The 23,266-nt window shown below is 36.0% G+C and carries 27 protein-coding genes; 26 read left to right on the top strand and 1 reads right to left on the bottom strand.

What is annotated here, in order from left to right; all coding sequences use genetic code 11:
• The first annotated feature begins 166 nt into the window (after positions 1-166).
• The 21 genes from K0U91_RS04065 to K0U91_RS03965 all read left to right on the top strand — a co-directional run bounded on the left by K0U91_RS04065 (position 167) and on the right by K0U91_RS03965 (position 18,682).
• Entirely contained in the window at positions 167-730 is a 564-nt protein-coding gene (locus tag K0U91_RS04065; RefSeq protein ID WP_220180641.1) for a hypothetical protein, read from the top strand.
• A 3-nt stretch (positions 731-733) separates the two neighbouring features.
• Entirely contained in the window at positions 734-1,516 is a 783-nt protein-coding gene (locus K0U91_RS04060; RefSeq protein ID WP_220180640.1) for a hypothetical protein, read from the top strand.
• A gap of 13 nt (positions 1,517-1,529) precedes the next feature.
• The gene (locus tag K0U91_RS04055) at positions 1,530-2,324 is read left to right on the top strand and encodes a hypothetical protein (RefSeq protein ID WP_220180639.1); all 795 of its coding nucleotides are present in this window, start codon (positions 1,530-1,532) and stop codon (positions 2,322-2,324) included.
• A gap of 218 nt (positions 2,325-2,542) precedes the next feature.
• The gene (locus K0U91_RS04050; RefSeq protein ID WP_219971627.1) at positions 2,543-3,115 is read left to right on the top strand and encodes a TetR/AcrR family transcriptional regulator; all 573 of its coding nucleotides are present in this window, start codon (positions 2,543-2,545) and stop codon (positions 3,113-3,115) included.
• Positions 3,116-3,209: 94 nt separating this feature from the next.
• On the top strand, positions 3,210-4,295 hold the full coding sequence (locus K0U91_RS04045) for a 2Fe-2S iron-sulfur cluster-binding protein (protein ID WP_220180638.1): 1,086 nt from the start codon (positions 3,210-3,212) through the stop codon (positions 4,293-4,295).
• A 75-nt stretch (positions 4,296-4,370) separates the two neighbouring features.
• Positions 4,371-5,309, top strand: coding sequence for a 1,2-phenylacetyl-CoA epoxidase subunit PaaA (gene paaA, locus K0U91_RS04040; protein WP_219971630.1), 939 nt, complete (start codon positions 4,371-4,373; stop codon positions 5,307-5,309).
• An 8-nt stretch (positions 5,310-5,317) separates the two neighbouring features.
• Positions 5,318-5,689: a 2-dehydro-3-deoxyphosphooctonate aldolase gene (locus K0U91_RS04035; RefSeq protein ID WP_219971632.1), complete on the top strand. Its 372-nt coding sequence runs from the start codon at positions 5,318-5,320 to the stop codon at positions 5,687-5,689.
• Positions 5,690-5,691: 2 nt separating this feature from the next.
• Entirely contained in the window at positions 5,692-5,973 is a 282-nt protein-coding gene (gene paaB / locus K0U91_RS04030; protein WP_034679196.1) for a 1,2-phenylacetyl-CoA epoxidase subunit PaaB, read from the top strand.
• A gap of 70 nt (positions 5,974-6,043) precedes the next feature.
• The gene (paaC, locus tag K0U91_RS04025; protein ID WP_259429449.1) at positions 6,044-6,793 is read left to right on the top strand and encodes a 1,2-phenylacetyl-CoA epoxidase subunit PaaC; all 750 of its coding nucleotides are present in this window, start codon (positions 6,044-6,046) and stop codon (positions 6,791-6,793) included.
• Between the two features lie 184 nt (positions 6,794-6,977).
• Positions 6,978-7,442 carry a 1,2-phenylacetyl-CoA epoxidase subunit PaaD gene (paaD, locus tag K0U91_RS04020; RefSeq protein ID WP_220180636.1) on the top strand — a complete coding sequence of 155 codons (465 nt, stop codon included), beginning with the start codon at positions 6,978-6,980 and terminating at the stop codon, positions 7,440-7,442.
• A 128-nt stretch (positions 7,443-7,570) separates the two neighbouring features.
• Positions 7,571-8,371, top strand: coding sequence for an enoyl-CoA hydratase/isomerase family protein (locus K0U91_RS04015; protein ID WP_220180635.1), 801 nt, complete (start codon positions 7,571-7,573; stop codon positions 8,369-8,371).
• 76 nt (positions 8,372-8,447) lie between these two features.
• Positions 8,448-9,578 (top strand): 3-hydroxyacyl-CoA dehydrogenase NAD-binding domain-containing protein, encoded by a 1,131-nt coding sequence (locus tag K0U91_RS04010; protein WP_220180634.1) that lies wholly within the window; start codon positions 8,448-8,450, stop codon positions 9,576-9,578.
• A gap of 92 nt (positions 9,579-9,670) precedes the next feature.
• On the top strand, positions 9,671-10,084 hold the full coding sequence (locus tag K0U91_RS04005) for a PaaI family thioesterase (RefSeq protein ID WP_220180633.1): 414 nt from the start codon (positions 9,671-9,673) through the stop codon (positions 10,082-10,084).
• An 88-nt stretch (positions 10,085-10,172) separates the two neighbouring features.
• Positions 10,173-11,381 (top strand): 3-oxoadipyl-CoA thiolase, encoded by a 1,209-nt coding sequence (pcaF, locus tag K0U91_RS04000; protein ID WP_220180632.1) that lies wholly within the window; start codon positions 10,173-10,175, stop codon positions 11,379-11,381.
• Between the two features lie 207 nt (positions 11,382-11,588).
• Positions 11,589-12,182: an acyltransferase gene (locus K0U91_RS03995; protein WP_220180631.1), complete on the top strand. Its 594-nt coding sequence runs from the start codon at positions 11,589-11,591 to the stop codon at positions 12,180-12,182.
• Positions 12,183-12,242: 60 nt separating this feature from the next.
• Complete coding sequence (locus K0U91_RS03990; protein WP_220180630.1) at positions 12,243-12,818, top strand: transposase; 576 nt, start codon at positions 12,243-12,245, stop codon at positions 12,816-12,818.
• Between the two features lie 76 nt (positions 12,819-12,894).
• Positions 12,895-15,390 (top strand): phenylacetic acid degradation bifunctional protein PaaZ, encoded by a 2,496-nt coding sequence (gene paaZ, locus K0U91_RS03985; protein WP_220180629.1) that lies wholly within the window; start codon positions 12,895-12,897, stop codon positions 15,388-15,390.
• A gap of 209 nt (positions 15,391-15,599) precedes the next feature.
• Positions 15,600-16,136 carry an SMI1/KNR4 family protein gene (locus tag K0U91_RS03980; protein WP_219971651.1) on the top strand — a complete coding sequence of 179 codons (537 nt, stop codon included), beginning with the start codon at positions 15,600-15,602 and terminating at the stop codon, positions 16,134-16,136.
• A 102-nt stretch (positions 16,137-16,238) separates the two neighbouring features.
• Positions 16,239-16,934, top strand: a complete 696-nt coding sequence (locus tag K0U91_RS03975; protein ID WP_220180628.1) for an SMUG2 DNA glycosylase family protein — start codon at positions 16,239-16,241, stop codon at positions 16,932-16,934.
• A 103-nt stretch (positions 16,935-17,037) separates the two neighbouring features.
• Complete coding sequence (locus K0U91_RS03970) at positions 17,038-17,802, top strand: enoyl-CoA hydratase/isomerase family protein (RefSeq protein WP_219971653.1); 765 nt, start codon at positions 17,038-17,040, stop codon at positions 17,800-17,802.
• Positions 17,803-17,950: 148 nt separating this feature from the next.
• Positions 17,951-18,682, top strand: a complete 732-nt coding sequence (locus K0U91_RS03965; protein ID WP_220180627.1) for a hypothetical protein — start codon at positions 17,951-17,953, stop codon at positions 18,680-18,682.
• Between the two features lie 107 nt (positions 18,683-18,789).
• Here the strand turns inward: K0U91_RS03965 and K0U91_RS03960 are convergent, their stop codons facing one another.
• A complete protein-coding gene (locus K0U91_RS03960) occupies positions 18,790-20,394 on the bottom strand; it encodes a class I SAM-dependent methyltransferase (protein ID WP_220180626.1) in 1,605 nt (534 codons plus the stop codon).
• Between the two features lie 102 nt (positions 20,395-20,496).
• Here K0U91_RS03960 and K0U91_RS03955 point away from each other — a divergent pair, with 102 nt between their 5' ends.
• The 5 genes from K0U91_RS03955 (at position 20,497) to K0U91_RS03935 (ending at position 23,265) form a co-directional block, all read left to right on the top strand.
• Entirely contained in the window at positions 20,497-21,114 is a 618-nt protein-coding gene (locus K0U91_RS03955; RefSeq protein WP_219971658.1) for a hypothetical protein, read from the top strand.
• The gene (locus K0U91_RS03950) at positions 21,114-21,755 is read left to right on the top strand and encodes a hypothetical protein (RefSeq protein WP_220180625.1); all 642 of its coding nucleotides are present in this window, start codon (positions 21,114-21,116) and stop codon (positions 21,753-21,755) included. The genes K0U91_RS03955 and K0U91_RS03950 overlap by 1 nt, the downstream gene beginning before the upstream one ends.
• A gap of 6 nt (positions 21,756-21,761) precedes the next feature.
• Positions 21,762-22,052 carry a winged helix-turn-helix domain-containing protein gene (locus K0U91_RS03945; RefSeq protein ID WP_219971661.1) on the top strand — a complete coding sequence of 97 codons (291 nt, stop codon included), beginning with the start codon at positions 21,762-21,764 and terminating at the stop codon, positions 22,050-22,052.
• A 65-nt stretch (positions 22,053-22,117) separates the two neighbouring features.
• Positions 22,118-22,408: a hypothetical protein gene (locus K0U91_RS03940; RefSeq protein ID WP_219971663.1), complete on the top strand. Its 291-nt coding sequence runs from the start codon at positions 22,118-22,120 to the stop codon at positions 22,406-22,408.
• Positions 22,409-22,425: 17 nt separating this feature from the next.
• On the top strand, positions 22,426-23,265 hold the full coding sequence (locus K0U91_RS03935; RefSeq protein ID WP_220180624.1) for a metallophosphoesterase: 840 nt from the start codon (positions 22,426-22,428) through the stop codon (positions 23,263-23,265).
• Position 23,266: the final 1 nt, after the last annotated feature.

Below are 23,266 nucleotides of genomic sequence, written 5' to 3'. Positions count from 1 at the left end.
TAACACAATTATGGAAAAAAAATTTAAACCAATATTCCCCATCATCTTATTTTGCAATGCAGTATTATTTGCCCAAGTTGGGATCAATAATACTGCTCCTCAGCAAACCCTTCATATTTCCGGTAGCGGTTCTGGTATATCACAACCCATAGCAAGAATTGGGGGCTTGAATAATACGAACAATACTGCTCACGAAGATGCCGCGTCTGTAAAGCGTGTTTTTGCAACGAATAATGGCGATCTCGTTATTCTTGATAATAACCAGACCAATAAATATTATGTATCACCAGCTTTTGCTTCAACCTCAATTCCTGGGGGCACAGAAGGGGCTGTTTCAAGCTATAGTTTTACTTTAGATTATCCTTCTGTTATGCATATAGACGCAAGAGTAGGAATTGGAGTAACAAATGATGTCACGACAAATCCTGTGTTGAGGAACGGGCAAGCCCGTATATTCGGCTCTTATTACAAGTTTACATCAGCACCGTCCGGTGTTGCGACCGATGTTCTATTCGGAGAGACCAGTATAGCTCATAGTACGTCTTCAGGTCCCAATCAACTCTTGGGTGTATTTTATTTAGAACCCAGAAAAGATCTTTACCTTCCGAAGGGTAATTATACAGTCGTTCTTTACGCATTTTCGACGGATGCACTTATGGGTATCTCAGTAAATGCTTCTTTACAAGCTGCCCAGCAAATGCACGTAAGTTTAACACCTGCAAATTATTAAAAAATGAAAAAATTATTTCTAAGCTTAATAATGATAAATGTATATATAAATACGTTTGCTCAGGTTGGAATCGGTACTCAAACTATTAGTCCGCAAAAAGCCCTGCACATATCTGGAAATTCAACCGTAAATGCCATTTCAGGAACGATAGCGCAACTGGTAACGCCAACGATCAGAATTGACGGATTGAATAACGTCAATCAAGGTATAAGTGATAAACTGAGACCCGTATCTGCAACGGATAACGGAGATATTGTTTTATCTCATGCAGTAGTAATTCCTCTGATTATGATAGATCCAATTACATTAGCAAATTCTGAGAAAGATTATATAACGGTACCAATCACTATTAATCAACCATCTGCAACCTCTACCGATACTGTTTTACGATCTTTCTCGTTTGTGCTTACTTCGCCTTCTATTGTGAAATTTGGAGCTACTACAAGTTTTCAATTTTACAAAGCATCGGACGGATCTGTAATTACAGATGGCGCTAATAGATTATGGGGTACAAGATTCAGATTTTCTATTGCGCCTACAGGTGTTTCTACCGCTGCAGATGCTTTTTTCGGGGAATCACTGAAAGCGTACGCGAATTCTGTAAACAGCTCTTCCGCCACAGGTCTCCTTTACGCAAACTCTGAAGATATGTTGTCTCTGCCGGCAGGCAATTATACTATGCAAATTATATCATCGATTGAAACTCAGAGTACCCAGATCCCAATAAGAATTATTAACGGAAGTGGAAACGACAATGTAAGCGTTGTTGCGTATCCAATACAATAAAATTAATAGGATAATGAAAAATCACATAAAAAAATTGTCTTTATTTGCTGTAGGAATATTTTTCAACATGAACTACGGTCAAAGTGGAAATGTGGGGATAAACACGGAAAATCCGCAACAAAAATTACATGTAAGTGGTGTAAAAAATGTTTTAGTTAGCAATATTGGTACAACGAGTATTCCCCTCATAGCCCCTACAGTAAGAATAGACGGTCTCAACAGTACAAATAATTCTACAGTTTTTAGTGCTGCAAATACTACAAATCCTTTGTATGTAAATACTTCCGGGGATACTTCTGTTAAGAAAGGTGAAGAAAGATTCAGCTATTTTGCACCTCAAAGTGATGCAATTACTACCGGAACTACATTAAATGTTACTGCTGTTGGGGGTTATGTAGTGACAGGTAATTTATTAACAGTCTCTTTTACTTTGAACCAGAGATCAATGGTGTTTTTTTCATCAGTGCTTACTGCGGATGTAAGAAATGCATCAGGAGGTACAATCAGCGATGGGAACGAGAGGGCAGTTGCCTCTGTCTTACAGTTTACGAGCGCGCCCGCATCAAGTGGTATTCCAGTCAATACAATATATGCGAGTGATGGTCTTGCATTTGCAAATCGTGTTGCAGGAGGTTCTGTGAATACATTTAAGTTAAACTCGACTACAGAAATAGTACTTCCGGCGGGAAGTTACACCGTAGTGCTGAAAGGTGCAGGAATTTGTGCAAATCAAGCTGCAGATAATTTCAGAGTAATTTTCGGAGCCGGATCCGGCGATAGATTTAATATTTTAGCGAAACCACTATAATAAATCTATTTGCTTGTAAAGAATTTGTGTCACTGTTTTAAAGATTTGTATTAAGTCTGTACAAAATCTAATTAGTATTACCATAGAATTTAGCCACTTTAAAATTAATTTTGAATCCTGGAAACTCCAATAAGGAAGAAAATATAATACATTTGTAGATTATCGATAAAATTATGTACTGCCATACTTTTTTATGATAAATTTGGCTAGATTTATATATGGAGCTTAGAGAAAAACAGCAAAAAATACTGAATATTGCAGTAGAACTTTTCAAAGAGAAAGGTTACATGGGAAGTTCTGTACGTGATTTAGCAACAAAGCTGAATATTAAAGCTGCTTCTTTGTATGCGCATATCCGTTCTAAGGAAGAAATTCTTGAATGGATTTGCTTCGGAATTGCCAATGAATTTTTTACACAACTTCAGGAAATCAAAAATACCAATATTCCTCCAAAAGAAAAATTAAACTTATTTATTGATAAACATTTGTCTGTGGTTCTGAAAAACCGCGATGTCACTCATATTTATTCAAACGAATGGAGGCATTTGGATGGTCGACTTCTCGAATTTATCGAAATGCGAAAAAATTATCAGCTCGAGGTAGAAAAGTTGTTGACAGAAATTTACGAGGCTGAAAATTGGGAACTCAAATCACCAGCTTTTACCACGAGATTTATTCTCCATACCTTAAACAATTCTTATTTCTGGTTCAAAAGAAATATAGAATCTACCGTAGAAATTACAGATGAAATAAGAGATAAAATACTTTTTGGTCTTATAGGAAAATCATAGAAAATCAAAGAATTATAATAATTTTGTTATCGGGGAAAATATTTTTATATTTGTACCTAACAAATGTTAGTTAGTTTTATTTAGCGTATAAAAAATGAATTCATTTTATAAATTAAAAACTGTAAAAGTTCAGAAAGATACCAATGATGCAGTGAATGTAGCATTGGAAATTCCTGAGGAACTGAAAGATAAGTTCAGATTCAAACAGGGGCAATATCTGAATTTTAAATTAATGGTAAACGGTAACGAAGAGCGCCGTTCCTATTCTATCTGTAATGCACCGAGCGAAAAAAGTAATACTTTGGAGGTTTTGGTTAAACTCTTAGAAAACGGAAAGGTCTCGGGATATTTCAATGAGCATCTTCACATGGATGAGGTTTTGGAAGTGATGCCTCCGATGGGCGGTTTCAATACTTCTTATCATCCAAGCAATACAAAAACTTACGTTGGATTAGCAGCAGGAAGTGGAATCAGCCCGATTCTTTCTAATTTGAAGGAAAGTCTTTATCAGGAACCTAATTCAAACGCCTATCTTTTCTACAGCAACAGAAGCATGAATCATGTGATGAAAAAAGCTGAGATCGATAAGTTGGTAGAGCAGTTCAATGGTAGACTGAAAGTGGTTTATCTGGTAAGCCGTGAAAAACACGAAGACCCGATTTTTGAAGGAAGAATTTCTCCTGCAAAATTAAATCATTTATTTGAAAGATATACAGACATCGACGTGAAGGAAGCTACTTATTTCATTTGTGGGCCTTCTGATATGATCAAAGGGATTTCTGATTATTTGAAAAAAGAGAAGAAAGTTCCTGCGATTCAGGTTTTGTTTGAATATTTCTCGGCTCCGGATGAAGAAGATTCTGCGGAAATGAGCGATGAATTCAAGGCTATTGCTAATATCGAAAGTATGGTAACGGTCATTATTGATGATGATGAATATTCGTTCCATTTGAATTCAAAAAAAGAGAGTATCTTAGATAAAGCATTGAAAGACAATCTTCCTGTGCCTTTTGCCTGCAAAGGAGGAGTTTGTTGTACGTGTAAAGCGGAAGTTCTCGAAGGAGAAGTTTTCATGGAAAAAAATTTCGCGCTTACCGAAGATGAAGTAGCCAGAGGTTTTGTGCTGACTTGCCAGTGTCATCCAACAACGAATGTGGTGATGCTAAATTATGATGTTTAAATTGTATTAACGATTTAATGTAAAAAGTATTCATGAATATAGCAATACTTTTTACATTTTACAAAAAGACAAATTATGGACTTAGAAAAATTTGTACAATACGTACACGACGAAAATAAAGTAGAACCAAAAGATGTAATGCCCGATGATTACAGAAAATTATTGGTTCGTCAGATTTCACAGCACGCTCATTCTGAGATTGTCGGAATGTTGCCGGAAGCCAACTGGATTTCCAGGGCTCCTTCATTGAGAAGGAAAATGGCTCTTTTGGCTAAAGTTCAGGATGAAGCCGGTCACGGTTTATACCTGTATTCTGCAACGGAAACATTAGGAAACGGAACCATCAGAGCCGACAGAGATGCGACTTACGAGGATATGTTGGAAGGAAAAGCGAAATATTCGAGTATTTTCAATTATCCGACATTGAGCTGGGCAGATATTGGTGCAATCGGTTGGTTGGTTGATGGTGCGGCAATCATGAATCAGGTCATGTTGATGGGGAATTCTTATGGCCCTTACTCTAGAGCGATGGTGAAAATCTGTAAAGAAGAATCTTTTCATCAAAGACAGGGGTATGAGATTTTAATGGCGCTTTGCCGTGGTACAAAACAGCAGAAAGAAATGGCTCAGGCTTCCTTAAATCGTTTCTGGTGGCCGGCTTTAATGATGTTTGGTCCGAATGACGACAGTTCACCAAACTCTAAAATTTCTATGAATTACAGAGTAAAAAGAGAAAGTAACGACAGTCTTCGTCAGAGATTTATCGACGTTACGGTTTCTCAGGCTGAATTTTTAGGGTTAACCGTTCCGGATAAAGATTTAAAATGGAATGAGGAAAGACAGCATTACGATTTCGGAGAACTTCCTTGGGATGAATTCATGGAAATCTTAAAAGGTAATGGACCTTGTAACAAGAAAAGATTACAGACAAAAGTAAAAGCGCAGGAGGAAAACCTTTGGGTAAAAGAAGCGGCGATTGCTTTTGCAGAAAAACAGAATAAAAATATAAACTAGGATATATAATGAAAAAACTGGTGTTTCTACTTTTCTCATTCTCCCTCATTGTAGCTTGCACAGCCACAAACAGTGCAACAAGTGTTTTTGACGAGACCTATGGTTATGCTGAAAAGAATCCGATCAAAACAGGAGATCTTAGCCCCACAAATTCTCACAGATATCTATCTTCTTTGGAAGGTCCAAATGGTGAAGAAATTTCTTATGGTAGAGTTGGTAGCTGTTGTGAATTTAAAACAAAGAATGGATTTCTAGGAAATATGGGGTTGTTGGATAAATATTGGGTGACGTATAGCGGAAAAAAAGATTCAGTTTATTTATATCTTAATATTTATGATAAAGCTGAACTAGGAACACCAAAAGGATTTAAAAGGAAATAATTATGGCAAATTTAGATATGTGGGAAGTGTTTATTCAGACTAAACCGGGATTATCTCACAAACACGTTGGAATTGTACAGGCGCCAACAGCAGAAATGGCTCTGCAGAACGCAAGAGACGTTTATACAAGAAGAAAAGAGGGAACTTCTGTTTGGGTAGTTCCAAGTAAATATATCGTAACTTCAGAAGGAATCGATAAAGAAGCATTCTTCGATCCGGCTGATGATAAACTATACCGTCACCCGACATTTTACGATATTCCTAACGATGTAAAAAATATGTAAAACAGTGATTGGCTGTTAGCTGCTGGTAATTTTGCCAAAAGCTAGACGCCAAAAGCCAAAAGCTAAAATAATGAACCCATTATATAATTATTTATTAAAATTGGCAGACGACAGTTTCATTATGGGACAACGTTTGTCTGCATGGTGTGGTGAAGGTCCTTATCTGGAAGAAGATATTGCATTGACCAACATTGCTTTAGATCAATTAGGTCAGGCAAACAACTATTATGTGTATGCTTCAAGAGTTGCCGATAACGGTAAAAGTGAAGATGATTTGGCATTTTTAAGATACGAACATGAATATCTGAATGCTCATTTAACAGAACTTCCGAATGAAGATTATGCACAAACGATTCTTAAAGTGTATGTTTTCGCGGTGTATCAGAAATTGATGTACGAAGCATTATCAAATTCCGCAGATGAAGAACTTTCTGCTCTTGCTCAAAAATCTTTAAAAGAAGTAAGGTATCATTATACTCACGCTGCTTCCTGGATGAAAATTTTCGCCCAGGGAACGGAAGAAAGTAAGATGCGTATTCACAAAGCCATCGAAAATGTATGGGAATACACAAAAGGTTTATTCGCAAAAACGGAAGGTGAAGATGATTTAATTGCTTTAAATATCACTCCAAATGTTGATGAATTGTACAACCAGTTTATTTCAATCACAGAAAAGGATTTTGCAGATTTCGGTTTAGAATATTCAACAAATCCATTCATGCAGCCAAAATCAAGAACTGGTTATCATACAGAATATTTCGGATTTATGCTTTGTGAATTGCAGTATATGCAGAGAGCGTATCCGGGTTGTACTTGGTAAACTTTCGAATGTAACAATGTAGTAGTTTATCAATGTAAAAATTTTTAAAGTGAAATTTTAGACTGTCATTGAAAATTTTATTCTTTGTTGACTTTGCTAAGTGAAACGCCTTTGCGAACTTAAAAACATTTAGTAGTCAAAAAAAATTTGCGCACTTTGCGAAAAAAAAATCAGATTAAAAAGATTGAAAAATCCTTTAGAAATATTAGAACTCATTCCCGATCCGGAAATTCCGGTGATCAATATCGTGGAATTGGGCATTGTAAGAGAAGCGAAAGTTACTAGCGAGAATTCTTGTGAAATAACTATTACGCCAACGTATTCTGCCTGTCCCGCTATGTTTACCATTGAGGAAGACATTATCAAGATCATGAAAGAAAACGGTTGGGATGCGAAAGTAGTCACCAAAATGTTTCCGATCTGGACGACAGACTGGTTAACTGATGAAGCAAGAGAAAAACTGAGGGTTTACGGAATTTCACCTCCCGAAAAAGGAGCAGATGAACATCACATCGGGAAACCGAAAAAATGTCCGCGTTGCGGTTCGATGAATTCAAAACAGATCAGCAGATTTGGATCAACATTGTGTAAGGCTTCATATCAATGTTTAGACTGTTTAGAACCCTTTGATTATTTTAAATGCCACTAAATTAATGTAACAATTCAGCAATGTAAAAATGTGATAATTTTGAATGCAGTAAATATTGTTATACTGATAAATTGATACATTGCTACATTTTTATACGTAAATTTACATTAATCATAAAAATTAAAACTATGTATACACAACTCGATATTGAATCGCATTTTGATGGGAAATTAAAAATTGCCTACCTCAATCAACCTGATACGATGAATGCTTTAACGAAGCCTTCCTTGGGAGATCTTAAAGATTTTGTAAACGAATGCAGCAATGATCCTACAGTAAGATGTGTAGCGATTTCAGGCAGAGGAAGAGCATTTTGCTCAGGCCAGAATTTAGATGACGCTTTTGTTCAGGGTAATGACCATCATGATGAAGATATTATAAGAAGAATCGTAACCGATTATTACAATCCATTGGTAATGGAAATTACGCATTGCAAAAAGCCTGTCATTGCTTTGGTCAACGGTCCAGCAGTTGGTGCTGGTGCAATGTTAGCACTGATTTGTGACTTTGTTTTAGCGAATAATACGGCTTACTTTGCTCAAGCATTCTCCAATATCGGTTTGATTCCTGATACTGGCGGAACTTATTTCTTACCTAAGCTATTAGGAAGACAATTGGCAAACTATCTCGCATTTACAGGCAAAAAATTATCTGCTGAAGAATCAAAATCTTACGGTTTGGTAGCTGAAGTTTTCACTGAAGAGGAATTCAATTCAAAATCAATGGAAATTTTAGAAAAAGTTTCAAACATGCCAACTGTTGGTTTAAAATTAACCAAAAAAGCTTTTGCAAACTCTTACAATAATTCTTTGAAAGAACAATTGGAATTAGAAGGTGATTTACAACAGGAAGCAGCAGAAACAGAAGATTTTAAAGAAGGTGTAAGTGCCTTTTTACAAAAAAGAAAACCTGAATATAAAGGAAGATAAGAATTAATATAACAATGTACCAATGTAGCAGTTCAACGATAATTGTTACGTTGTTACATTGATACACTGTTAGATTATGAATATAGGAGTTATCGGTGCCGGAACGATGGGAATTGGCATCGCACAAGTAGCCGCAACGAACGGATGTAAAGTTTGGGTTTACGACGCCAACGCAAAACAGGTAGAAACAGCAACCGTAGGTTTGGAAAAAACATTAACCAGATTGGTTGATAAACAAAAAATTTCATCTGAAAAAATGGTCGAAATTTTATCTAATATTTCCATCGCTACAGAATTGAAGGACTTTAAAGATTGTGAGCTAATTATCGAAGCCATCATTGAAAACAAAGAAATCAAAACCAAAGTTTTCACAGAATTAGAAAATCATGTTTCTGAAAGCTGTGTTATCGCTTCCAATACATCATCCATTTCCATCACCTCTCTTGGTGCAGAATTACAAAAACCCGAGCGTTTTATTGGAATTCACTTTTTCAATCCGGCTCCTCTAATGCCTTTGGTTGAAATTATTCCGTCTTTAATTACTGAGAAATCTTTAGCCGAAAAAATGTATAACCTCATGAAAGATTGGGGCAAAGTTCCTGTAATTGCTAAAGATATTCCAGGTTTTATTGTCAACAGAATCGCTCGTCCATACTATGGGGAGGCGTTAAGAATTGTTGAGGAAAACATTGCAACTCCCGAACAGGTTGACGAAGCGATGAGAACAGTAGGAAACTTCAAAATGGGACCTTTCGAATTGATGGATCTCATTGGTGTTGATGTGAATTTCTCTGTAACAACAACCGTTTACAAAGATTATTTCTACGATCCTAAATACAAGCCATCTCTTCTTCAGCAAAGAATGTCCGAAGCCAAACTTCACGGCAGAAAAACAGGAAAAGGTTTCTATGATTATTCTGAAGGCGCAGAAAAACCTGTCGCAGAAAAAGACGATGCTCTTTATCAACAAATATTTTTAAGAATTATTTCAATGTTGATCAACGAGGCGGTTGAAGCAAAAAGATTGGGAATTGCGAGTGATGAAGACATCGAATTGGCAATGCAGAAAGGGGTAAACTATCCAAAAGGATTATTGGCTTGGGGAAAAGAAATCGGTTATTCAAAAATCTCTGAAACTTTACAAAATCTTTACGAAGAATATCAGGAAGAAAGATATAGACAAAGCCCATTACTCCGTAAAATGTAATAATATATAATATACAGTATAACAATTACTTGTCATGCCCAGCTTGCCGAAGCATCTCATAGTAAACCACTACATTGGTAAATTAGAAATTTATGACACCAACACAGGTTGCAGAATATATGTTCGATCAGGATTATTTTTCTCAATGGATGAATATCAAAATGATCGATGTTAAAGAAAATTATTGTTTAATAGAAATGCCCATCAAAAAAGATATGATTAATGGGTTAAAAACAGTTCATGGAGGCGTTACATTTGCTTTTGCAGATTCTGCATTGGCATTTTCGTCCAACAATTCCGGAGATGCCGCTGTTGCATTAAACTGTATTATCAATTTCACCAAAGCCGGAAAAGAGGGTGACATATTTAGAGCAGAAAGTATTTTGGTGAATAATACCAGAAAAACAGCGATCTACGACATCAAAATTACCAATCAAAATGAAGAATTGGTTGCGAAATTTGTAGGGACAGTTTATAAAATAGGAAAAAAAGTAACAGAATTATAAATAGCCATAGGCTTTAAGCAGTAAGCAATAGGCTTTTTGAAGCTGTCAAAGCTTACTGCTTAAGGTTTAAAGCCTAAAGCAAATAAAAATGAACAACGTATATATCATAGACTATGTCAGAACTCCTATTTCGAAATTAAGTGGAGGTTTATCAGAAGTAAGAGCCGATGATTTGGCGGCAATCGTTCTTAAAGAAATTGTTGCAAGAAACCCTGAGGTTCCTGTTGAGGAAATTGAAGATGTTATTTTCGGATGTGCCAATCAGGCGGGTGAAGATAACAGAAACGTTGCAAGAATGGGACTTTTATTGGCCGGACTTCCATACAAAATCGGAGGTGAAACGGTAAATAGACTTTGTGCTTCGGGAATGTCGGCAGTTGCCAATGCTTTCCGTTCGATTGCTTCTGGTGAAGGCGAAATTTATATTGCAGGTGGAGTAGAACACATGACGCGTTCACCTTACGTAATGTCAAAGCCAAGTACAGCTTTTGGAAGAGACAGTCAAATGTTTGATACTACTTTCGGATGGAGATTCGTTAATCCCAAAATGAAAGAAATGTATGGCGTCGATGCGATGGGCGACACTGCTGAGAATTTAGCAGAAATGCACAACATCAACCGTGAAGATCAGGATAAATTTGCACTTTGGTCTCAACGAAAAGCTACAAAAGCTCAGGAAAGCGGAAGATTGGCAGAAGAAATTGTAAAAGTTGAAATTCCTCAGAAAAAAGGTGATCCAAAAATTTTCGATAAAGATGAGTTTATCAAGCCAACTTCTTCAATGGAAGGATTAGGGAAACTTCGTCCGGCTTTCAGAAAAGAAGGCGGAACTGTTACAGCAGGAAACGCTTCAGGAATGAACGATGGAGCAGCCGCTCTGATTTTAGCAAGTGAAGAAGCCGTAAAAAAATATGGTTTAAAACCAAAAGCTAAAATCTTAGGCTCATCCGTTGCCGGTGTTGAACCGAGAATCATGGGAATCGGTCCTGTTGAAGCGACTCAGAAATTATTAAAAAGACTGAATCTTTCTTTAGATGATATGGACGTTATTGAATTGAACGAAGCTTTTGCTGCTCAATCTTTAGCAGTAACAAGAAGTTTAGGGTTGAAAGATGATGATTCAAGAGTAAATCCAAATGGAGGGGCTATCGCAATCGGTCATCCACTTGGAGTTTCCGGAGCGAGAATTATTGGTTCTGCAGCTTTGGAACTTCAAAAACAAAATAAAAAATATGCCTTGTGTACGCTTTGTATCGGTGTCGGTCAAGGTTACGCAATGGTAATTGAACGTGTCTAAAAACGACATCTAAACTTTTAGCGTTAAGCAAATTTCAAAATTACCGTTAAGAAAAGTTTTATGTTTGAGCACAAACGATAAGTTTGCGAACGTTGTTCAAGTTTTAAACTGTTTAGGAGATTTTTCAATTTGCAGCATTAAAGTTTACAGTCTTGACCTTTTGGTTCTTTTGTTTCAAGACAAAGAATTTAATAAGAAAAATAAATTATGAATATCTACTCATATAACGGAATTCGTCCCATCATAAAACCAACCGCTTATGTTCATCCGCAGGCGGTAATTATCGGAAATGTAGAAATTGGTGAAGAAGTATATATCGGTCCGAATGCTGTAATTCGTGGTGACTGGGGTAAAATTATTATTAAAGACGGTGCCAATGTTCAGGAAAACTGTACGCTTCATGTTTTTCCGGGGATTGAAACCATTTTGGAAGAATCTGCACACATTGGTCATGGGGCAATTATTCATTCCGGGCATATCGGTAAAAACTGTTTGGTGGGAATGAATTCAGTCGTAATGGACAAAGCCGTAATCGGTGATGAATGCATTATTGGAGCTTTGGCTTTTGTTCCTGCAAACTTCAAATGTGATGCGAGAAAACTTATTGTTGGAAGTCCTGCAAAAATCATCCGTGATGTTTCTGATGAAATGATCAAATGGAAAACGGAAGGAACAAAACTCTATCAGAAACTAGCGAGAGAAGGAAAAGATGCGATCCAACTGTGTGAACCATTTACAGAATATATTCAGCAAATTCCTACGAAGGTTGTTGATTACAGTATTTGGGACGATGTGAAATAATTTATGATCCCCAAACCTAACGGGTTTTCAAAACCCTTTAGGTTTTTTAATATTAATAAAATGATTAATACAGAAAGTTTTGAGTTTGAATCTGTTTATCATATTTTTTCTCATGTAAATGGGAAAGAATTGATTTTCCGTGAAGAAACAAATTATCAATTTTTTCTGAAGCAGTTAGATAAATATATAATCCAAATTGCAGATATTTATGCGTATTGTCTGTTGCCGAATCATTTTCATTTACTATTAAGATTTAAAAATATTAATGACATATCTTGTGAAGCTGAACATCAATATTTAATGAAGAACTTTGGCAATTTTTTGAATTCTTACGCTAAAGCATTTAATAAAAAGTATAACAGAAAAGGAGCACTTTTTCTTAATACTGTTAAACGAAAGAAAATATCAGATGAAAAATATTTATTAAATGTTCTGCACTATATCCATAATAATCCAATCAATCACGGAGTTGTAAATAAAATTGATCAATGGAAGCATTCTTCATATAATTCATACCTAAATCCTGAGAAAGAAAGTACATTGAATAGAACAGATATCATGCAATATTTTGATTCGTTAGATGTTTTTAAAAACTATCACCAATCTAATATTGAATATGATTTTTTAATAGACTAATTGTTAGCTGAACCAAACCTAACGGGTTTTCAAAACCCGTTAGGTTTCTCCAAAAGAATAAAAAGTAAAAAACTATATGGAAAAACTAAAAAACTATATTCACGGCGAATGGATCGAAGGTTCCGGAAACGGGATTCCTTTATATAATGCCGTGACGGGAGAGCAGGTTGCCATTTCGGATACGGAAGGGCTTAATTTTGAACAGGCTCTTGATTACGGTAGAACAGTTGGTTATAAAAATCTTTCATCCATGACATTCTACGATCGTGGAGAAATGTTGAAAAAAGTGGCGCTTTACCTTTTAGAAAGAAAGAAAAAATATTACGATTTATCATATAAAACGGGTGCAACTCACGCAGATTCTTGGGTAGATATTGAAGGAGGTTTTGGTACTTTCTTCACTTATTCAGGATTGGCGAAGAGAATGCTTCCGAATACTCCGTTTTGGGTAGATGGGGAAACTCAGAAAATTTCTGCGAACGGAACTTTCTTGGGGACTCACATTTTAACGCCAAGTGAAGGCGTTTCTGTACAAATCAACGCATATAACTTTCCTGTTTGGGGAATGTTGGAAAAACTATCCACTTCATTATTGGCGGGTGTTCCTTCGATTGTAAAACCGTCTCCTTATGGTTCTTATTTGACGAATGCGGTTTTCCAGGATATGATTGAAAGTGGAGTACTTCCGGAAGGTGCACTTCAATTGGTTTGTGGTGAGCCGGGAAATATATTAGATTATGTTCAGGATGGAGATTCTGTATTGTTCACAGGTTCTGCAACAACAGGCAGAAAATTAAAATCTTTGCCTTCTGTTTCTGGAAATTCGGTTCGTTTCAATATGGAAGCCGATTCTTTAAACTGTTCGATTCTTGGATTGGATGCAAAACCGGGAACCCCTGAGTTTGATTTGTTCATCAAAGAAGTTCGTACAGAAATGACTACAAAAGCAGGTCAGAAATGTACGGCAATCAGAAGAATTATCGTTCCTGAAAACCTGATTGGAGATGTTCAGTATGCTTTATCTAAAGCTTTAGACCAGACGAAAATAGGAAATCCTTTAAGCAGAGAAACAAGAATGGGTTCTTTGGTTGGAAAACAGCAGTACGACGAAGTTTTAAGAAAAGTAGATATTCTGAAAACTGAAAACGAATTGATCTACGACGGAAAGCACGAATTGGTAGATGCTGATTACGAAAACGGAGCATTTATGTCTCCTAAATTGTTCTTAAATGATTCTCCATTCACCAAAAACATCTCTCACGATGTCGAAGCATTTGGTCCGGTTTCTACTTTAATGCCTTACAAAGATGCGGAAGAAGCGGCAGCGTTAGCAAAAAGAGGAAAAGGAAGTTTGGTAGGTTCAATTGTTTCTCACGATGAGAAATTCGTTGCAGAAACTTCTTGGAAAATGGCTTCTCAGCACGGAAGAATTTTCGTTTTGAACAGAGACAATGCGAAAGAAAGTACAGGTCACGGTTCTCCGCTTCCGACTTTGATGCATGGAGGTCCCGGAAGAGCAGGTGGCGGTGAGGAAATGGGCGGACTAAATGGTCTTCATTTCTTCCTTCAGAAAACAGCAATTCAAGGTTCGCCGGATATTTTGACGGCGATTACCAAAGTCTACCAGCAAGGTGCTGAGAAAAAATATTCAGATAAACATCCTTTCCAGAAATATTTTGAGGAAGTTGAGGTTGGAGATTCATTGGAAACAGCGGGTAGAACGGTGACTGATGCAGATATTGTGAACTTCTCCAATGTATCTTGGGATCATTTCTATGCTCATACAGACGCCACAAGCTTATCAGGGACTATTTTCGATAAAACCGTTGCTCACGGATATTTCATTCTTTCTGCGGCGGCAGGTTTGTTTGTTTCGGGAAAAAAAGGACCTGTTATTGCCAATTACGGATTAGAAAACTGTTCGTTCTTCAAACCGGTTTACGCAGGAGATACAATTACGGTTTATTTAACGGCGAAAGAAAAAATCAACCGTGGTGTAAAAGGAAGAAATATTCCTTCAGGTGTTGTAAAATGGTTGGTGGAAGTTATCAATCAAAGAGATGAGGTGGTTTGTGTGGCGACGATTTTGACTTTAGTAGCAAAACATTCTGAGTTTATTGATTTTAAAGTTCAAAATATTCAGAAGAAATTAAATGGTCTGACTGAAAAAACGCAACCTCTTTTTGGAGATTTCACTCCGCAATTGATGGTTGAGCATTTGGAAGAAGTTTTAAGAAACGGTTTTGGTGATTTAAAGCCACAAGATTTTGATGAAATTCCAGAAGAAAAATTAGAAAAACTTCAGGATTGGTTGTACACCGACAAAAAGATTCGTCCGGGAGCGCAATATCCTTTATGGAAAGAAGGTGAAGTTCCTCAGAATAAAAATAAAAATCTCGATGCTGCTAAAACTCAGTTAATGGAAACTCTAAAAGAGTTTACCGTTTATTTCAAAGAAAATCCTTTTGCAGAACATTATAATCCAAGATTCGGACATTTAAATAAAGAAATGATGGAGCTTTTCCAAAGAAAACATTTTACACATCATTTTGAACAATTCGGATTGATTTAATTCATTTTATAAGATAATAGTCCCTTTCAGTTTTTGTTGAAAGGGATTTATTATTTAGAATTAAGTTTTTAGTTTATAATAGGCAATTTAGATTCTTTCTAAAGGGTAATTTACACAGTATTTTAGGTGTTTTTAATAGATTTAATTCAAAATAAAATAATTAATTTTGGAGCAGCTAATTAAGGCACTCATTTCTAATATAAAATACCATGGAATTTAAATTTTTCAAAGACTTTGATCTCACAAATTTTTGGAGTGAATGCAGTTATTCTTCTAGAGATTATATAGAAGATGCGCTTGATCAGGAAATGATTGAATCGATCGAAAAACAGCTCGGTTATAAACTTCCTGATTCTTACATTGAATTAATGAAAACTCAAAACGGAGGACTTGTCAACAAATCATGTTTTCCTACTGATGAGAGCAATTCATGGGCGGAAGATCATATCGCAATCACGGGATTTTTGGGAATAGGACGAACCAAAACAAATTCTCTTTGCGGTGCATTAGGAAGTCAATTCATGATTGATGAATGGGGATATCCTGCAATAGGTGTTTATATTGCAGATTGTCCTTCTGCAGGTCATGATATGATTTTACTTGATTATTCAAAATGTGGTAAAGACGGCGAACCGGAAGTTGTGCATGTAGATCAGGAAAATGATTATAAGAAAATTTTTCTTGCAAAAGATTTTGAAACCTTTATCAGAGGCTTGGAACAAGAGGAAAAATATGATTCAGAATAGCACGCTGTGTCTAATTTTAAATGATTAATACCAAAAACTGAATAGTAAATTCAGTTTTTGGTATTTAAGAACTAAATCGTGCCAGGACAAAGACGAATAGTTATGAATAAAACTTTTGCAAACAAAGTAATCGATTTCAATATAAATCTGCACTATTCGGGAGAACTACCCGAAGATTTTATGGTATTGAATCCTTATTTGGATAATCCTGAAACATTAGAGGTTATGCAGAAGTTTTATCACAAATATTATAATGATTCTGATGAACGGAAATTTATCATAGGAATCAATCCTAGTCGCAAAGGAGCGGGAGTGACCGGTGTACCGTTTACTGATACCAAACGTCTGGAAAGTGTGTGCGGAATCAAAATGGAATCGTCGCATACGCATGAGATTTCTTCTGTTTTTATGTATGATATGATTGTAGAATATGGAGGTGCCGATGATTTTTATAAAAATTTTTATATCAATTCTCCCTTTCCTTTGGCAATTGTGAGAAAATCAAAAACCGGTTGGCTGAATGCCAATTATTATGATGACAAAAGGCTTTTTGATGATGTTAAAGATTTTATGATTGATTCTTTAAGAAAGCACATTAGTTTAAACCTTAATACGTCAGAAGTTTTTATTCTCGGAAAAAAAAATGCAGATTTTATTGCTCAACTCAATCAGGAAGCCCAACTATTTGATACAATGACGGTTTTGGAACATCCGAGATATATTCAGCAGTATAAGTCGAGAGAAAAGGATTTGTATATTGATAAGTATATTTTAGCATTGAAGAATAAAAGTATTTAAAATGCTAATTAAGATTGCATCTTAAGAAACCTGTATTTGTTCACAAGTTTTTATCAGGATTAAACTATTTTTGTAATCAATAAATCTAATTATATTTATAAAGATGAACGATTTTGTAACATCAGAAATTAAAAACAATATTGCCGAGATCACATTCGGAACCCAAAAAAGCAATGCCCTTCCTGGAGCAATTCTTGAAAAACTAGCTCAAACCATTTTACAGGAAGGATTAAAATATGATGTAAAGGCTATTCTGCTAAAAAGCGAAGGCGAAAAAGCTTTCTGTGCAGGTGCAAGTTTTGACGAATTATTGGCAATTGATGAGCTTGAAGCTTCTACTAAATTCTTCGGAGGTTTTGCAAAAGTGCTGAATGCGATGAGAAATTGTGGAAAAATCGTTATTGTGAGAGTTCAGGGGAAAACAACTGGCGGTGGAGTAGGTTTAGCTTGCGGTGCAGATTACTGTTTTGCAACCAAAGATTCTTCACTTGCTTTAACGGAAATCAATTTAGGAATCGGTCCTTTTGTGATCGGCCCTTACGTAGAAAGAAAGATAGGAAAATCTCAGTTTTCTGCGATGGCAATTGATGCAGACTTCAGATCGGCAGAATGGGCAGAGCAGCATAATATCTATCATTCAGTTTCAGAAACCGTTGCTGAAATGGATTCTAAACTTGAGAAGTTTTTGAATACTCTTGCATCAAGAAGTGAAGACGCTTTAGCTTTAATTAAAAAAGTCTCGTGGGAAGGTACAGAACATTTTGATGAACTGATGCCTGCCAGAATTCATATGAGCGCAAGTCTTATTCTGGAAGAATCTGCGAAAAAAAGTATTGGAGCCATTAAAGAAAGGCTGAGAGCAAAATAAATATCATAAAATTGAATAAGTAATATTTTAAGACTTATTTACATTAACATAAAAAGGAAAGGCACCCCCTAAAAAGGGTGTTTTTCCTTTAAAAATAGGCGTTCAGGTAAAGTAGTTTTGTATCAAATAATTTATAAAACTTTTTATTATGAAATCAAGATTTTTTTTATGCCTGTTTTCAGTGGCCACTTTAGTATTAAGCTGTAAAAATGACGATGATGAAGTAATTCCGCAGCCGGAAGCATTTACTTACAGTGCTGTTACCGGAATGAGTACGGGTAATTCTTCAACCGCAGGAACTCCTGTTCCGGCAGGATATACATGGAGTGAGGTAAAAGCGCCTCAGAGTACGTGGGGACTTAACGGAACGATTACTGACCGTATGCTTGCAGACGATTTTCAGGTCCCTGCAGGAGAAAAATGGAATATTCAGAATTTCTATTTTTACGCTTACCAAACGGGCTTCTCCGGAGCAGCTTTTCCTGTCAGTGAATTCTATTTTGAAATCTATTCATCAGATCCTTCTGTTGCCGGAGCAGTGAAAATATATGGAGATATTACCACCAATCGTTATGCGTCTGCTGAAGAAACCAAATGGTACCGAATACTACAGGGACAAACCGATAATACGACCAGAAAAATTTATAAAATGAAAATCAATGCTCCTGATCTTAATCTTGCTGCAGGTACTTATTGGATAAAATGGGGTTCGAAGACTTCTGCCGGAACTCATTTTTATCCCCAATTTCCTCATGATGCCAGCAAAATCAACAATGCGCAGCAATTTGTAGTTGCAAGCTCTACATGGGTGAATCTGGATGACGGCGGACAAAGAGTAAGTTTCCCATTTGAAATTTCAGGGACTAAACTTCCGAACTAATGACCACACCAAATCACAAAACCATTCTGACATTCAGAATGGTTTTTTATATGTTTTAAAACTCAATAAAGTTGACAAATTGTTTTAAAGCAAAATTTACAAGCTTCTCAATAACTTTTCAGCAAATTAATGGATACCGTTGCCAGCTCAGAATCAGGGAATTTTCGGAACAATTCTTTATCGATCTGTAATCCTGTTTCTAAACAGATTTTTTTAAAGACATCTACTTCCAGGATATATTGATCTGAAAAACCATGAGTCGCCTCATAAGCTGTTGCAGGTGTTTTTCCTAAGTTTTTAGAAGTTAATTCTGAATCCAGAGCATGAAGCTCAATAATCAGGAGCCCGTTTTTCCTGATATACGGAAGCCATAATTCAAGATGTTCTTTCAGGCTTTCTTCCACAAGATTGTTCGGAAGTCTTTTCCCGCGGTATGCAAATGCTCCGGTTGAGGTGCTTATCTTGTCGGGTTGAGGATTGTCGGGTGCTTTCCAGACTCTGTTGTGATCGAGAAAGGTTCTGATATTGAGTAAATCTGATAAGTCTATTTCATAATTTTCTTTTAAATCATCTGCCAGTTGTTTGGGATTGCCAATGTCTCCCCAAATGACTTTTGCCCAGATATCATTATTGATGAGGTTTGCCCGAGTCACTTTCAATGCAGCCTGATTATAATCTGCACCTACCAAAAAAAGCGGATATTCTTCCAGCATTTTTCCGCGAAGTGTATATCTTTCAATCGTCTCAAAAATGTGCTGAATAAAAGCGCCGTTTCCGCAGCCCATATCGAGCACACCTTTTGGCTGTAAGTGAATCGGCTGATTAAAAATCTGGATAATAAAATCATTGGCCACTTTAAAATAATTAGAATGCGAACCGCCACTTCCCCATACGTTCATAGCACGGTCAACATGAATTTCGTCTTCCCCTTCAGAGATTTCTCGTATTTTTGAAGCATCTCCAAATAAAAGCTCGTCCATTTTATTCAGTAGAGGGAGATAAGAAACTGTGACTCCGTATGATGCTGCTCTTTTGGCAAAATAAATTCCGGTTTCTGTAAATTTATAATTGTCACCGGTCTTTTTAAACCATCCTAAATAAGTAAGGAAATCTAAAATAACTTCAAAATTTTCTGAATTTTTGTGAAATTCGGCCGCCTGAAAAGAAGTTTCCATAAAATATTTGTGGAACATCCCGGTCATTCCCAAATAAACGATGACCGGCCCGATAATGCAGCCTTCAATATGCTTTAATATCTGCTCCTGAATCATTTTTTCTTCAGCGTTTTCAGATAAATCAATTCCGAAATGATTTTTTACAGAATCGCTCAACCGTGAAAATTCTTCTACAAATGAAATTTCGGTAATTTGGTTTTTAATATCTGTAGAATGCGTAAGAAAAGGAATCACTTTAAGATAAAGAAGACTGTACTTTTGAAGTATTGGAGTGTTTGTATTTGCTGAAATGATAATTTCATCTTTATCACGATCTAAGTCATATTCTAAAAATCCTTGGGAAGCCAGCGTTCTTATTGCAACATTTAAATAACCATCATTGGCATTGAACTGTTCTGAAAGTTGTTCCAGAGTAATTTGCGTGCGTTCAATAATATAGGCAATGATCTCTTTTTTCATTAATGAAGCTACCACTGTTGCGGTTACAACGCCATCTAAGTGTCTGAAGATTTCTGATCGTAAAGTTTCCTTATCCATTCAATATATTTTTTTAAAGTTAAGAATTTGAACAAATTATTTGAATAAAAGTTTTGCTATCTGAAAATAAAATATAACTTTGCAATTCAAAGTTCTTTTAATATGGAATCGAAAAACTATCACGAAGACTTATCACACATTCGCAACATGATGGAGCGGTCTTCCCGTTTTATTTCACTCAGCGGTTTGTCAGGAGTTGTTGCCGGACTTGCCGCTATCATCGGAGCCTCATATGTGTATTATGCTTTTCAAAGAGAAGGCATTGATTATTTCGATGGTGACAGAAACATTTTCGGGAAAGACCTGGTAATAGAGCTTGTCATTACCGGAGCGCTGATTTTGGTGGCAGCACTTTTAAGCGGATATTTTTTCACAGCCAGTAAAAGCAAAAAGAAAGGACTGAAAATTTGGGATGCGACAACAAGAAGACTGTTGATAACCTTTGCAGTTCCATTGGTGACAGGCGGATTTTTTTGTCTTATCTTACTGTACCATCATCTTTTTGTAGGAATTGCTCCTGCGACATTAATATTCTACGGTTTGGCTTTGGTAAGCGCAGAACGGTATACATTGACAGATATAAAATATTTAGGTTATTGCCAGATTATTTTAGGGCTGATCTCTTTTCTGTTTCTCGGATGGGGTTTGATTGCCTGGACGATAGGTTTTGGTGTTTTGCATATTGTGTATGGATTGATTATGCATAAGAAGTATAAGTAATGGGATTGTTATTTGTAATTTTTTTTCACTTTATAGCAATATTTATTCTCAGTTTTATCATTGGGATAGTAGCTTTGCTTTTAATTTATTTTTTAGATAAGGGTGAAAAGAAAAAGCGGAAACTTTTTATTGGTTTTAGTGCACCATTTATTGGTTTCTACAGCTTATATATTTTTGCTTTTTTAGGGTCAGTTTTTGTTTCCGAAATAAAAAATGTGGATATGGGAGTGGGCGACGCTTGGTTTGTTCCTTTAGAAAATAAATATGAATTATTATTTATTAATTTGCCGGAAACTGCATTTATTGCTAAGCACGATAATGGAGAAATTTTAGTGTCTGATATAACTGACATCGAGGAAAGAAACAATATTATTTTAGGAAAAAAAGATTCGGACAGTTTTTTCTCGTTTAATACTGATACAGAAGAATTAAAGGAATTCGATAACAAAGAAGCATTAAGTAAGGCTTACGATAAAATAAAATTAGAAAATGCTTATAAATTTTATTCTGAAAAAAGAGATGATATTTCAGGCTCATGGTTTATAATGGTTGGCATTATATCACTACTTGCGTCGATTATACTTTTATATGTTTTTAAAAGGATCTTTCTGATAAACTTTAACTTAAAGAAAAGTAATTAAATTATAATGATTAACATCAGTCAACTCAACAAAGAATTCGAAAGCCGTGTAAGATTGGGCATTATGTCTGTTCTTATGGTCAACGACTGGGTTGATTTTTCCGAAATGAAAGGTTTACTAGAAATTACTGATGGAAATATGGCCAGTCATAGCAATGCTTTAGAAAAAGCAGGGTATATAGAAGTTAAAAAAGAATTTGTGGGTAAAAAACCAAAGACTTCATATAGAGTTACACAAACAGGAAGGACGGCATTTACAGAACATCTGGATGCTTTGGAAAAATTAATAGGAAGATAACTTATATTTTTTTTGAAAATTGACTTTGAAATGCAAAGTACTTTATAATAACTAAAATTAAAAAAGTGATTACACAAAAACAAAAAACAGCGTTTATTTACGCAATTCCCGCAGCATTGCTATGCATTCCTATCCTGGGAAACATTTTTTCAAGTGAATTTGACTGGACGGCAAGTGACTTTATCATTGCTGCTGTACTGTTGTTCGGGACTGCTTTTATTATCGATATGGTGCAGAGAGTTGTTAAAAATAAGACCTACAAAATACTTATATGCGCAATTATAGCAGTTCTTTTGGTTCTTACTTGGGTAGAAATGGCAGTTGGCTTGTTCGGAACTCCTATCGCAGGAAGTTAATTGATTCATAAAGTATCATGACAAGAAAACATTTCCTCAAACGGCTCTTTCAGCTTTCTGTAGTTGGTGCATTTCCTTTATTTTATTCTTGGCAGATCGAGCCGTTCTGGGTAGAATTTGTGCAAAGAAAACTTCCGGTTAAAAATCTACCGAAAGAATTGGAAGGTAAAATCCTGATGCAGATTTCAGATCTGCACGTTGGAAATCGTTTTGACTGGAATTTTTTAATTGAATCTTTTCAAAAGGCACAACAATTTAATCCTGATTTTGTAGTCTACACCGGAGATTTTGTAAATCATGGGACGCCAGAAGATCATTCAGATCTGAAAAAAGTAATGGCAGAAGCAGTTTATGGCAAGTTGGGAACGTTCGGGATTCTTGGAAATCATGATTATGGTAAAGCCTGGAAAGATTTAGGTTCGTCAGAAGAAATTTGCAGAATTCTTCAAAACTCAGGAGTGAGGATGCTTAATAACGAACAAATCGAATGTCACGGTTTGAATATTATCGGCTTCGATGATCTCTGGTCTCCCAATTTTGGTCCTATGAAAGTAATGAAAGATTATGATGCTTTAAAAGCTAATCTGGTACTATGTCACAATCCCGATGTTTGCGACAAAAATGTGTGGAACGGCTATCAAGGCTGGATTTTGAGTGGTCATACGCACGGCGGTCAATGCAGAATTCCCGGAGTTATTACACCGATTCTTCCAGTAAATAATAGAAAATATGTTTCCGGTGAAATTGATCTGAGTGATGGAAGAATGCTCTATATCAACCGTGCAATCGGGCACTCTTTTCAGGTACGGTTTATGGTTCGACCCGAAATCACTGTTTTTACATTAACTCAAGCTTAAA

This window comes from Chryseobacterium sp. LJ668 (assembly GCF_019613955.1).
Taxonomy (GTDB): Bacteria; Bacteroidota; Bacteroidia; order Flavobacteriales; family Weeksellaceae; genus Chryseobacterium.
Note: the sequence above shows the minus strand (reverse complement) of the source record. Positions and strands in the feature narration are given on the sequence as shown.

Coding starts and splice junctions, on each gene's coding strand:
- K0U91_RS04050 (WP_219971627.1), top strand. CDS start 2,543: ATGGAGCTTAGAGAAAAACAGCAAAAAATACTGAATATTGCAGTAGAA.
- pcaF (WP_220180632.1), top strand. CDS start 10,173: ATGAACAACGTATATATCATAGACTATGTCAGAACTCCTATTTCGAAA.
- K0U91_RS03950 (WP_220180625.1), top strand. CDS start 21,114: ATGGGATTGTTATTTGTAATTTTTTTTCACTTTATAGCAATATTTATT.
- K0U91_RS03995 (WP_220180631.1), top strand. CDS start 11,589: ATGAATATCTACTCATATAACGGAATTCGTCCCATCATAAAACCAACC.
- K0U91_RS04015 (WP_220180635.1), top strand. CDS start 7,571: ATGTATACACAACTCGATATTGAATCGCATTTTGATGGGAAATTAAAA.
- K0U91_RS04005 (WP_220180633.1), top strand. CDS start 9,671: ATGACACCAACACAGGTTGCAGAATATATGTTCGATCAGGATTATTTT.
- paaZ (WP_220180629.1), top strand. CDS start 12,895: ATGGAAAAACTAAAAAACTATATTCACGGCGAATGGATCGAAGGTTCC.
- K0U91_RS04055 (WP_220180639.1), top strand. CDS start 1,530: ATGAAAAATCACATAAAAAAATTGTCTTTATTTGCTGTAGGAATATTT.
- K0U91_RS03955 (WP_219971658.1), top strand. CDS start 20,497: ATGGAATCGAAAAACTATCACGAAGACTTATCACACATTCGCAACATG.
- K0U91_RS03935 (WP_220180624.1), top strand. CDS start 22,426: ATGACAAGAAAACATTTCCTCAAACGGCTCTTTCAGCTTTCTGTAGTT.
- paaC (WP_259429449.1), top strand. CDS start 6,044: ATGAACCCATTATATAATTATTTATTAAAATTGGCAGACGACAGTTTC.
- paaA (WP_219971630.1), top strand. CDS start 4,371: ATGGACTTAGAAAAATTTGTACAATACGTACACGACGAAAATAAAGTA.
- K0U91_RS03975 (WP_220180628.1), top strand. CDS start 16,239: ATGAATAAAACTTTTGCAAACAAAGTAATCGATTTCAATATAAATCTG.
- K0U91_RS04045 (WP_220180638.1), top strand. CDS start 3,210: ATGAATTCATTTTATAAATTAAAAACTGTAAAAGTTCAGAAAGATACC.
- K0U91_RS03990 (WP_220180630.1), top strand. CDS start 12,243: ATGATTAATACAGAAAGTTTTGAGTTTGAATCTGTTTATCATATTTTT.
- K0U91_RS03980 (WP_219971651.1), top strand. CDS start 15,600: ATGGAATTTAAATTTTTCAAAGACTTTGATCTCACAAATTTTTGGAGT.
- K0U91_RS03960 (WP_220180626.1), bottom strand. CDS start 20,394: ATGGATAAGGAAACTTTACGATCAGAAATCTTCAGACACTTAGATGGC.
- K0U91_RS03945 (WP_219971661.1), top strand. CDS start 21,762: ATGATTAACATCAGTCAACTCAACAAAGAATTCGAAAGCCGTGTAAGA.
- K0U91_RS04010 (WP_220180634.1), top strand. CDS start 8,448: ATGAATATAGGAGTTATCGGTGCCGGAACGATGGGAATTGGCATCGCA.
- K0U91_RS04035 (WP_219971632.1), top strand. CDS start 5,318: ATGAAAAAACTGGTGTTTCTACTTTTCTCATTCTCCCTCATTGTAGCT.
- K0U91_RS03970 (WP_219971653.1), top strand. CDS start 17,038: ATGAACGATTTTGTAACATCAGAAATTAAAAACAATATTGCCGAGATC.
- K0U91_RS04060 (WP_220180640.1), top strand. CDS start 734: ATGAAAAAATTATTTCTAAGCTTAATAATGATAAATGTATATATAAAT.
- K0U91_RS03965 (WP_220180627.1), top strand. CDS start 17,951: ATGAAATCAAGATTTTTTTTATGCCTGTTTTCAGTGGCCACTTTAGTA.
- paaB (WP_034679196.1), top strand. CDS start 5,692: ATGGCAAATTTAGATATGTGGGAAGTGTTTATTCAGACTAAACCGGGA.